At 61.5% G+C, this 11,540-nt stretch carries 4 protein-coding genes; 1 reads left to right on the top strand and 3 read right to left on the bottom strand.

Annotated features, from left to right (window positions below; genetic code table 11):
• Positions 1-23: 23 nt before the first annotated feature.
• The 3 genes from ACFSDX_RS12400 to ACFSDX_RS12390 all read right to left on the bottom strand — a co-directional run bounded on the left by ACFSDX_RS12400 (position 24) and on the right by ACFSDX_RS12390 (position 10,073).
• Positions 24-2,117 (bottom strand): M13 family metallopeptidase, encoded by a 2,094-nt coding sequence (locus ACFSDX_RS12400; RefSeq protein WP_382313872.1) that lies wholly within the window; start codon positions 2,115-2,117, stop codon positions 24-26.
• A gap of 141 nt (positions 2,118-2,258) precedes the next feature.
• Complete coding sequence (tamL, locus tag ACFSDX_RS12395; protein WP_382313870.1) at positions 2,259-4,604, bottom strand: translocation and assembly module lipoprotein TamL; 2,346 nt, start codon at positions 4,602-4,604, stop codon at positions 2,259-2,261.
• 210 nt (positions 4,605-4,814) lie between these two features.
• Positions 4,815-10,073: a translocation/assembly module TamB domain-containing protein gene (locus ACFSDX_RS12390; RefSeq protein WP_382313868.1), complete on the bottom strand. Its 5,259-nt coding sequence runs from the start codon at positions 10,071-10,073 to the stop codon at positions 4,815-4,817.
• Positions 10,074-10,330: 257 nt separating this feature from the next.
• On the opposite strand from ACFSDX_RS12390, the gene ACFSDX_RS12385 reads away from it, so the two are divergent.
• Positions 10,331-11,305 (top strand): AAA family ATPase, encoded by a 975-nt coding sequence (locus tag ACFSDX_RS12385; protein WP_382313865.1) that lies wholly within the window; start codon positions 10,331-10,333, stop codon positions 11,303-11,305.
• Positions 11,306-11,540 lie beyond the last annotated feature (235 nt).

The raw sequence follows: 11,540 nt of genomic DNA, 5'->3' as shown, positions 1-11,540 counted from the left end.
AACTGGAAAGTTCGCGGTACTACTTACCAGATAACCGCCCGGTCAGCGGCCGAGCGCGTCATCTTATCGCCCTCTTTGCAGCCAAAGGCCGCCTGAAACTGCGGCATATTCATAATCGGCCCGATGGTGCGGTACTGGCCCGGCGAGTGCGGGTCGGTCTGGATTTGCTGGCGCAGGGCCTCGGGCCGGATGTTTTGGCGGCGCAGCTGGGCCCAGCTCAGGAAGAAGCGCTGCTCGGGCGTGAAGCCGTCGAACTTGGGCCGCGGGCCGGTGCCGTAGCGCTGGGCCAGCTGCTTTTCGAGGGCCGCATGCACGATGGTGAGGCCCGCAAAATCGGCCAGGTTCTCGCCTAGGGTCAGCTTGCCGTTCACGTGCACCGAGTCGAGGGGCGAAAAGGCGTCGTAGTGGCGGGCCACCACGGCGGCGCGCTTCGTAAACTCGGCCGCATCTTGGGGCGTCCACCAGTCGCGCAGGTTGCCGGCGGCATCGTACTGCCGGCCCTGGTCGTCGAAGCCGTGGGTCATTTCGTGGCCCATCACCCCGCCGATGGCGCCGTAGTTCACGGCGTCGTCGGCGTTGGGGTCGAAGAAGGGCGGCTGCAAGTAGCCAGCCGGAAACACAATCTCGTTCAGCGGCGGGTTGTAGTAAGCGTTGATGGTGGGCGGCGTCATGCCCCACTCGGTGTGGTCGACGGGCCCGCCGAAGCGGGCAGCCTCGCGGCGGTTTTGCCAGACGCGGGCGGCCAGCACGTTCTTCAGGTACGACTCGCGGCTGATGGGCAGCGCCGAGTAATCCCGCCACTTATCGGGGTAGCCAATTTTCACGCGTAGCGCGTTCAGCTTTTTCAGGGCCTCGGCCTTGGTGGGCGCGCTCATCCAGGTGTTGGTTTGGATATGCTCGGCCATGCTGGCCTTAATGTTGGCGAGCATCTCCAGCGCCTTGCGCTTGGCCTCGGGCGGAAACGCTTTGTCGACGTAAAGCTGCCCAAAGGCTTCCCCTAGGGTGCCGTCGGTGGCGGCCTGCGCCCGCTTCCAGCGGGTGGTTTGCTGGCGGGCGCCGGTCAGCACCTGGTTGTAGCGAAAGCTGGTATCGACGAACGAAGCCGGCAGCGTGCCGGCTAGCGAGCGCACCAAATGCCAGCGCATATAGGTCTGCAAATTGGCCAGCGGCTCGGTTTTGAGCAACGCGTTTACTTCATCAAAAAACGCCGGCTGGCCCACGATAATCTCCTGCGCTTTGCTGAGCTGCATGTCGGCCAGCAACCTAGGGAGCTGCACGGCGGGGTAGCGCTGGGCCGCGGCGGCCAGGGCCATCTGGTTGTAGTTGGCCTGCGGGTCGCGCAGCTCCACGCGGCTGCGCGAGGCCTGGGCGAGGCGTTTTTCGAGGCGCTCGACGGTGGCGGCATTGCGCTGCGCCGCGGCCGGAGTATCACCTAGCAGCCCAAACAGTTGCTGCATATAGGCCTGGTAGGCGGCCCGCACCTTTTGGGTACGCGCGTCGTCCTTGAGGTAGTAGTCGCGGTCGCCCATCGTGAGGCCGCCCTGGTCGAACTGCACCACGTAGCGCGTCGTGTTCTTCTCATCGACCTGCACGCCGCTGCGGAAGAAGGCACCCGTGCCTAGGTCCTGCTCGTGGGCAATAAGCGCCGGTAGCTCGGCGCGGGTTTTGAACGCCGCAATGCGCGCCAACTCGGGCCGCAGCGGCGCGATGCCCGCCTTTTCGATGGCTACCGTGTCCATCGCGGCCGCGTAGAAGTCGCCCACTTTCTGGACGTTGGAGCCGGGCGCGGCGCTGCGGTTGGCGGCGGCTTCTTCCAGAATTTGCTTCAGCGTGGCCTGGGTGCGCAGGCCCAGCAGGTTGCGCGGCCCCCAGCTGGTGGCGTAGCTCGGAATCTGGTTAGCCTTGAGCCAATTGCCACCCGAAAACTCGTAGAAGTCCTCGCACGGCGATACCGAGCGGTCTAGGTCGGCTACGTCGAGGCCCACGCCTTTGGGCTCGGGCGTGGTAGTCGTAGGGGCTGGCGTGGTAGTAGCGGTAGTGGGCGCGGCGGGGCCGCTACCGGCGCAGCTGGCCAGCGCTAGTAGACTGGCTGTGAGCAAGGGAGGAAACTTGGGCATAGAGGAAGGAAAGGGGAAACGCGTGTAGTCAAAAGTACGCCGCGCCAAAAAGACGACGGTTTGGCAATAAAAAAAGGCTCGTGACCTACGCCACGAGCCTTTTTGCAATACTTTAGGACAAGCATCTTCTCTATCCGATTCCTAAAACGGATACCCAATGGCTAGGTTCAAGCGGCCCGCTTTATCGTCGGGCGTGCCGTAGTTGGCGCGCAGCGGGATGGCGTAGTCGAAGCGGATGACGAAGAACTGCACGTCGACGCGCAGGCCGGCGCCCGCGCCCACAGCCAGTTGGTTGAGGAAGGTGCTGGCCTGAAACTGCCCGCCCGGCCGCTGCGGGTCGTTGTTGACGAGCCACACGTTGCCGGCATCCACAAACAGGGCGCCCTTCACGTAGGGAAACAAGTCCTGGCGATACTCTAGGTTGCCTTCGAGGCGCAGGTCACCCACCTGGTCGTAGTAGTTGTTGATGATGTCGGTGGCCACGGGGCGGTACGAGCCCGGCCCCAGCTGCCGCGCCGCGTAGGCCCGCACCGAGTTGGGGCCGCCGATGCCGTACTGGCGCAGGTAGGGCAGCGAGCCGCCCGAAGAGTTGCCGTAGGGCAGGCCCACGCCGATTTGCAGGCGGCCCACAATGCGGTTGCCCGAGGTAGTATTCTCGCTGATGCGGTAATACTCGCGCAGCTCTAGGTCGAGCTTGGCGTACTGGGCAAAGCGCTGGCCGGCAATGCTGTAGTATTGGTCGCCGGTCTTGGTGCCGGCCGTGAGGCGGCTTAAGGCGTTGGCCGCGTTGCCGGCTACCTCAATTTGACCCTGAAAGAAAATCTGCTGGCGGCGCTGTTCCAGCACCTGCTGGTTGTAGGTATAGCGGTACGAGCTGGCCAGGATGAACTGCGAGGTGTAAGCCTGCCGCAGGAAGGGCCGCGCCCGCAGCACCCGGTTGAAGGCCGTGTCAATCGAAACGGAGTTGTACGAGGCGTCAATCAGCTTCAGCTCCTGCTCGTTGGTAATCTTGGTTTTCCAGCTGTAGCCGTAGCTGGCGTTGTAGGTGGTGGTGCTGAAGTAGCCCGTGCGCGTGACGTAGCGTACGCCCAGGCCAAAATTGGTGCGCGGCTGGAAGTTAGAATTGACCAGGCGCGGGTTCAGAAACGGCAGGTTGGGCGCGATGAGGCGCGGCACAATCAGCTGCGCATTCAAGCCAAACTCGGTCGAGAGCAGGCCCGACGTGCCCCGCGTCGATTCAACCCCGGAGGGCGCCTTGGTTTGCGCCTCGTACGAGGCCACGGCATTAATGAGCAGCTGCTCGGCCCCTCGAAACGCCGAGCGGTTGCGAAACTGCGCCGTGAGGCCCGGCCCCGTGAAACCGTTGCTCTTGCTCACCAATTGCAGCTCGGCGCGCAGGCTCTTCTTCTTGAGCTGCGTCATCAGCACGTCGGCATCGAGGCGGGCGCGGCCCGCCGAGTCGCCCGCCGCCGAGGGCTTAAACTTGATTTCGACGTACCGAAACGTGTTCAAACTCATCAGGCGCGAGAGCGTTTGGTCGCGCCGGAACTGCCGAAACAGGCTATCGGGCTGCAAAAACACGGCCCGCGTAATGGCCTTCGCCCGGAACACGTTTTCGTCGGGGTAGTACAGGTACTTCTGGTAGCGGATAGGCTCGCGGCGGGTGGTGTCGGTAAGTACGTAGTTGGTATTGAGGCTGATGGTCTTGAGCCAGTAGGGCCGGGTGGCCCGGGCGGGCGCTTCAGCCTTCATCTTGTAAAACACGTTTACCTTGCCATTGAGCGTGCTATCGACCTGAAACAGTAGGTAGGTGGGGTTGAAGTAGTAGTAGCCCCGGTTCTTGAGCGCCTGGTCGATGCGGGCGCGCTCGTTGGTGAATACGTCGAGGTCGTAGGGGTCGCCCACCTTCAGCAAGGTCTTGTCCTGAGTGCCGCGGATGGCCGCGTCGATGAGCGTGTCGCGGTCCGGAAAATGAATTTCCTGGATGGTGTACTGCTGGCCCGGCCGCACGGTGTAGTTTATCTGGGCGGTGTTTTCCTTCACCTGCACCTCACTGGCGGCGGCGCCGTGGAAGTAGCCGCGGTTTTGGAGGCGGTTTACCATCAGGCTGCGCGTGTTGGATGGGTTGGCCTGGCTCAGGAGCACCGGCGCCTCGCCCAGCTTATCGGCCAGGAAGTGCTTGAAGCCCTTGCTCTTACCCACGCCTAGGTGCCAGAAGTAGAGCTTGGGCCGCTGTCCCAGCAAAGAGAAATTGGGCTGCGGCCGAATAAGGTCGGTCAGCTCCGTTTGCAGGGCCGACTGGTTGCGCAGCTTGGTGGGCGACTCCAGGGTGACTTTGCTACCAGTGTACAGCTTTTCGCCTTCGGGAATGTATTTGAGGCCCGAGCACGAGGCAAAAAACAGCAGGCCAAGGAAGGCCGCCCAGCGGCGGCCCGCCGCGGCTGACGCACCTAGGGAAGGGGGGGAGACTAGGAAAATTTTCTTCATGCTATACTCTTTTCGCAGGGCGAAGGCGGTTCGTTTCTCAGCTAGAAAACGATAGATTTGATTTGTCATGCAGAGCGCAGCGAAGCATCTCGCGTGGTGCAGTAACCCCTAGCGTATGATTTCACTACACCACGCGAGATGCTTCGCTGCGCTCTGCATGACAGACGTTTTTTTAGTTTAGCTGACGATATAAGAATACTACCAACCGCTTTACTGGCTGGTGGCGGGGCGGCGCGTGGTGTCGCGGCGGCTGGTGGTAACGGTGGTCACGGCCGCCGCCGAGTCGGCCTGCTGCTGCTCGCGGCGCTGCTGCTCCTCCTTGTCCAGCTTGTCTTGCTTGCGGATGTCGCGGTTCTGGCGCTTGTCGGCCTTGCTTATTTTCTCAAACAAGTCTTGCAGGTTGTTGTAGTCGCGCTGAAACACCAGCGCCGCGCCTGTGCGCACAATGTTGCCGTCGATGTCTTCGTAGGCATTCTGACGGAAAGCGCGCAGGCGCAGGCGGCCGTCGGCCATCAGGGTGTATTCGAGGCTTACATCGCCGGCCAGGTTGCTGGCTGCACTTTGGCCCCCGGCCACCTGGTTGCCGCTGCCGCCGCTGAGCGCCACATCGGTGCCCACGCGCACGGTGAGGCGGTTGTTGAAGAGCTGGCGGCGCACGGCCACGTTCAGGTCGGTGCGCGAGCCGTTCGAGCCGGTGCTGTAGTCAGCCTGGTTGGTTACACCTAGGTCGAGGCCTAGGCCCGAAAGGTACTTGCCCGTCAGGCTCTGGAGCTGGTCGGTGAGCACCTGGCTCACCGAGCCGCGCAGCTGGCTGGCCACCAGGCCTTCGCCCGCCGCCGACTGAAAGGGGTTTTGCTGAATAAAGCGCCCCAGCACCAGCAGCGAAAACACCTGCTTGCTCATCTCCGACGTCTGGCTGGGCTGGCGCAAATTGCCTAGCACGGCATCGACCTCGCCCCCCACCGCGCTATTGAGCGAGGCCTGCGGCAATGTAATGTCAAACCCAATGGTGGGCTTGCTGAGCTGGTCGGTAACTTTGATGAGCACGTTGAACATCATTCCGTTGCGCGATACATTGGTAAAGCGCGCGTCGTTGGTGCCCTGCGCGGCCAGCAGGTCGGCGGGCGCGGCCTTCACTTTGTACATGGCCGTGATGTTGAGGTCGGCATTGTAAGGGTCGCCGTTCCACACCAAATACGAGCCGTTGGTAATGATAAACTCGCGCGTCACCAATCCATAGAGCGAGAGCTTGTACTTGCCGCGGCGCACGTCGAGGCGCCCGGTCAGGGTGATGTTGCCGCTCGGGTCGATATTGGTAGTGAGCGTGCCCGCCGCACGCACGCGCAGGTTGTCGCCGCTCGTGGGGTCTACCACAAAGGTGAAGGGCGTGTTGTCGTTAATCGTAATCTGGGCCGTGATGTCGTAGTTTATCGTGTTGGCCTGGGCCAGTGAGTCGGCCACGGCCAATCTCTTAGCCAGCATCGGGTTAATCTTGACGCTCTTGTCCACAAACTGCACGATGCCTTCGCGGGCCACCACGCTGGGGTCCACGGCCGGGTTTTCCACCGTCAGGTCCGAGCCCTTGGCCACCGTGGCGCGGGTGTCAATCTTGATGAGCGAGAGCGGCCCGGTCAGGCGCGTGTCCGAGTCCACCACCAAGCGGCCGTAGTAGAGCGTGTTGTCCTTGGTGCGCTGGCTCTTCACGGCCAGGAACTTATCGGTCGTCACGCGCAAATCAAAGCTATAATCTATTAGGTTGGGCGTCAGCAGGTGGCCGTTGGCCACCGCCTTGTTGCCCGCTGAGTCCAGTACCGTGAAGTTGTTGAAGGCAATGCCGCGGTCGTCAAACACGATGGGCTGGCTCACCAGCCGGAACGGCGACCCAAGCTGCGGCACCACGAAGCTGGCATCGGGCGAGGTCGTGAGCTGGCCGCGCACCTGCGGCGCGCTGGTGGTGCCCACTAGCTTCAACTGTCCATTCAGGAAGCCGGTGCTCTGGCTTATCTGCCCTGCCGAGAAGGGCTCGGCCGTTTTCACGTTCAGGCGGGCCACGTCCACCACGAAGTCGAGCGGCGTGTTGCCCACAGTGCGGTAGGCGCCGCGCACCGTCACGTCGTTGCCGCCCCCGCCGCTGAGGCGGGCGTTCACGTCGTAGCGGTCGGGCACCGGGTTGCTGGCTTGCAGCGCTAGGTCGCCGATAATAGTCTTGCTATACAGCAGGTCCTTAACGGTGAGGTCCGCCGTGAAGGCTTGCTTTTTGGTACCTAGGTTGCGCGCCACGGCCTCACCATTGAGCGTGCCGCCTAGGGTCGAGTCGGGCTGCCCAATGGCTTTGCTCAGAATGCCGAGCTGGAACTGCTCGAAGCGCACCGCCAGCGGCGAGGTGTTCACGGCGGGGTTCTGGCTCTGCACCACCAGCGCCGACGAGCCATTGCTCAGGCGCAGGTTGTTGGCCACCACCGTGCCATCGGCGTTGTAGCGCACGTAGTTATCGTTGCCCGCCGTCCAGGTGTCGTAATTGATAATCTGGTCGTTGGCGAAGGCAAACTGGTAGGCGCTGCCCGCGCGCTGCTCCAGCACCGACAGCGCGCCGGTCAGCGCCAGCCGCTCCTTATTGGTCGAGTCGCCGAGGATGGCAATGCGGGTATTCACTTTGTTATCCGCCACGTTGCCCACCAGGCTGGGCCGCCGCAGCAGGAAAGTAGTATCCTGCCTGGTGCGCTGCGCCGCCTGGCCTAGCCGCAGCGCGTAGTCGAGCTTCTGCCGGTCCGAGTTCACGTTCAGCGTCAGCGAGTCGAGGGTGTAACTCTGGTAGCGGATAAACGGAATGCTCGTCTTGGCCGTGAGGCGGGCTGCCGCGCGGTTATAGTCGCCAGCCAGCGTGAAGGGCGACAGCCGCCGCAAACCCGGTACCAGGCGGCGCAGCAGCCGCGTGTTCTTCACCTTGAGCGAATACGTAAACTGCTGGTTGCCCGCGTTATTGGTAAACGGCTTCACACCCGCCAACCGGAAGTAGCGGTTGATATGCCGTTGCAACTCGGTGGCTAGGTCACCTAGGTGCACATTGCCATCGAGGTTGACATCGGCAATGTTCGAGTTGAAATTAAGCGCCGTGCGGTTGGCCGTTTGCACGATGCGCCCACTCACCGAGTCGAGCGCAATGGGCTGGTTGTTATTGACAATGACAATATTATTGCCGCTAAACGTACCATTGATGGTGTTGGCACTCGCCCCGCGCAAGTTGGCCACTAGGTTGCCCTGGATGCGCAAGTCGCCGCCCGTGTAAAAGCCCAGCTTGGTGAGGTTGGCCCCGCGCAGATTCAGCGAGGTCACCTCGTAAATGGGGTTGTTGGCGTCGCGCAGGTTCACCACCGCGTTCAAATCCAGGTCGAGGTTGGGGTCCTTTTTGCTGCTGGCCGCGATGGTGTATTTGTTGCGGTCGATGTCCACGGCCGCGTTCACGCCGCGATAGGTGTAGCCGTTGTAGCGGGCGCTCTGCACGTTGGCCGTCACCTTGCCCACCAGCGTGCTAGGGTCCTGCAAATTGCCGGTTGCATTAATGCGCCCGTTGCCCGTGATGGTGCCGATGGTCGGGTCTTTCAGCAGTTTGCCCGCGTCGAAGTTTTGCACCGCAAACGTGCCCACCAGTGGCTGCCGGCCGTTGGCCTGCGCCGCGCCGAGCTTGCCCGAAAACGCCACATTGCCGTAGGTCGAGCGCAGCTTGAGGTTGGTATCAAACGCCAGCGTGGCCGGTCGGCCTTTAAAGGTGCCGCTCAGCGAGAGGGTAGGGGGGATGCTGATGTTGCTGGGTATCGTGCCTTTGGGTACCAAACTCAGCAAGTCGGCCCGCGTGGTGCTAAAGCGCTGCAAATCAATGTCCGTGTACAGCCGCCCATCCACGTTAGGCAGGCCCACGATGTGCGCCCGCCGCGCCTGCACCACCGTATTGCGGAAGCCCATAAAGTCGAGGTTGCGCACGGTGAGGTCACCTAGGCGCCCGCTCACCAGGCCGCTCAGCAGCACGCTTTGGTTGGGGCCGGTGGTAAAGGGCGGCGTATCGGCTAGACTTGGCACCAGGTACAGCACGTCGCGGAAGCCTAGGCGCGTGTTGCGCAGGTCGCCGCTCAGCCCTAGGTTGGGTAGGTCGTCGGCAATGCTGCTCAGCGACTTGTAGCGTATGCCCAGGCTGCGCTTGATGCGCGAGTGCGGCGTCACGAGGTCGAGGCTGTCGAGGCCAATCTGCACCGAGTCGTACACCACGTTGGCCCGCGCCGAGTTGATAGCAAAGCCGCTGTGGTCCTTACCCGCCAAATTGTCAATCTTCACCGTGGTGCGCGCTTCGGTAAAAACCAAATCCCGCGTATTAAGCACCAGGTCGGTGAAGTGCAGGTGGCTGTAGTCGAGCGCCGGATAGCGGCTTTTCAGCTTGGGGTCGTTGAAGTTATCGAAATTCACCGCCACGCCGCTGATGTCCGACTGGTTCAGCGTCACGCGCCATTTCATGGGGCTAGCGTTGGCTTTGTCAGCGGCTTCGTCCACCTTGCGCACCGCCTCGGCCGGGTTGATGGCCCGCTGCTCGGTGGGCACGTTCTCGTTTTGCGAGTAGGCGAAGGTGGTGTTTTTGAGCGTCAGCTTATCCAGGTCGATGCGCTCTTTTACTAGGTCAATATTCTTAGTCGTGACATCGGCCAGCCCCACCTTAGCATTGATGTACTGCGCCGACGGGTCGTTTTTGTACACGAAGCCCACGTCCTCCAGCGTCGCTTTGTTCAGTCCAAACGTCAGGCTGAGCGGCTCTTCTGGCTTCTTGTCATCGAGCTCGGGCGCCGTTTTGGTTTGCTCCATTCGGATGGCGGCGTGGCGCAAGGCCGCGTTATCCACTTTATACACCGAGTTATCCACATCTACCTCGTCCATCGTCACCAGCAGCTCGCCGAGCTTGGCGCGCAGGTCGGAGCCGGCCACCTGGTCGTTCTGAGTGAACAGAATATTGCTCAGGTGCACCCGCCCGATGTTGTACTTCAGCCCCGAGCTAGTCGTATCGACTGGCGCGGTGGGGTCGCTGAAGGCCTTCACAATAAAATCGTAGTTGTTCACGCTGTCGGGCTCGGTGCGCGTCAGGCGCACGCGGCCGTCGTTCAGCTCCACGTCCTTGACGTTAATCTGTTTTTTGAGCAGCGCTAAAATATCGATGCTTACTCCTAGGTGGCCCACGCTCAGCAGGGTATCGCGCTGCTGGTCGGCCAGGTACACATCGTCGAAATTAATGGCGTGCCGAAAGTCCGTCCGAAACTTTCCCAGCCGCACCTCCGTCTTCAGCTTATCGCGCAAGTAACCTTCGGCGCGGCGCGCTACAAAGTCCTGTCCGCTAGGAAATTGCAGGAACACGACTACCCCCACTACTAGCAGTAGCACCAGGGCAATCAGCCCGAATACAACGTATAAAAAGCGGCGTAGATAGATGGACACAGGCAGAAAGAAGGCTAGGCGTTAGTGAGGCTAACGCCGGTTTGAACAGAATTATGTTCTTCCCAAACGGAATATTTAGGGCTGGGGTTAGAATATTTTGTGATAGCCTGAACAGTAGCGCAACAGAAGTAGCTCGGAATTTGTAGCCCGAGCACGCACGCAGCTCGCGTCGGCGGGTGAACGTTTACTGACGCGGAATGCGGGCTGCGCGCGCGCCTAGACTGCAAAGTCCAAGCTACAGGCCGTTATTTTGCCCCATGCAGCCCACTTCCGCCCCCGACTACCGCCCCCTCATTCGCCAGGCCTTTGCCGAGATGGAAAAAGTGGTGGTGGGCCAGCGCACCCTGGTAAGCCGCCTGCTCATCGGCGTGTTCACGGGCGGCCACATCTTGCTGGAAGGCGTGCCGGGCCTGGCCAAAACGCTCACGGTAAGCACGCTGGCGCAGGTGCTGCACCTGCACTTTCAGCGCGTGCAGTTCACGCCCGACCTGCTGCCCTCCGACCTGGTGGGCACCATGATTTACAACCAAAACCAGTCGGTTTTTGAGGTTAAGAAAGGGCCCATCTTCGCCAACCTCGTGCTGGCCGATGAAATCAACCGCTCGCCGGCCAAGGTGCAAAGCGCCCTGCTCGAAGCCATGCAGGAAGGCCAGGTCACGATTGGCGAGACGACTTATATCCTCGACCGACCCTTCTTGGTGCTAGCCACTCAAAACCCCGTGGAGCAGGAAGGCACCTACCCGCTGCCCGAGGCCCAGGTCGACCGCTTTATGCTGAAGGTGCACGTGGACTACCTCAAAAAAGCCGACGAACTGGAGGTGATGCGCCGCATGGCTAACCTAGGCTTCAAGGGCGACGTGCAGGCGGTGCTAACCAAGGAGGACATTTTTGGCATCCGCGACCAGATAAACCAGGTGCAGATTTCGGATACCCTCGAGAAGTACCTCATCGAGCTGGTGTTCGCCACCCGCCGCCCGGCCGACTACGACCTGCCCGAGTTTGCGCAGGCCGTGCAGTTTGGGGCCAGCCCGCGCGCCAGCATCGCGCTGCACCGCGCCTCGCGCGCCGTGGCCTACCTCGACGGCCGCGACTACGTGCTGCCTGAAGACATCAAGGACGTGGCGCTAGACGTGCTCAACCACCGCATCCTGATGACCTATGAGGCCGAGGCCGACGGCGTACGCACCCAGGATTTAATTGAGGGCATTCTCCGGAAGGTACCAATTTCCTAGGGTGCTATCTTTTGGTCTAGAGAGTATTAATGCGCTTATTAGTTTGTCGTGCTTCGGCAGGCAAGCCCCCAACTAGCCCGGCCTTCAAGCTGGGCTTTTTACTTAGCTGGATAGGCGGCCGTGGCGGTGTCAAAACGCGGTGGGGCTGGCCTGCGGCGGGCGTTTGAGGTAGGCTTTTGGGTAAATAATTTGGCTGCTAAAGTAAAATGGCGCGTGAGCAAATTTCCTAAGTTGC

This window comes from Hymenobacter bucti, assembly GCF_042681145.1.
Classification (GTDB): Bacteria; Bacteroidota; Bacteroidia; order Cytophagales; family Hymenobacteraceae; genus Hymenobacter; species Hymenobacter bucti.
Note: the sequence above shows the minus strand (reverse complement) of the source record. Positions and strands in the feature narration are given on the sequence as shown.

Bases quoted from the DNA above. Each gene is read 5' to 3' on its own strand.
- tamL (WP_382313870.1), bottom strand. From the start codon at position 4,604: ATGAAGAAAATTTTCCTAGTCTCCCCCCCTTCCCTAGGTGCGTCAGCC.
- ACFSDX_RS12400 (WP_382313872.1), bottom strand. From the start codon at position 2,117: ATGCCCAAGTTTCCTCCCTTGCTCACAGCCAGTCTACTAGCGCTGGCC.
- ACFSDX_RS12385 (WP_382313865.1), top strand. From the start codon at position 10,331: ATGCAGCCCACTTCCGCCCCCGACTACCGCCCCCTCATTCGCCAGGCC.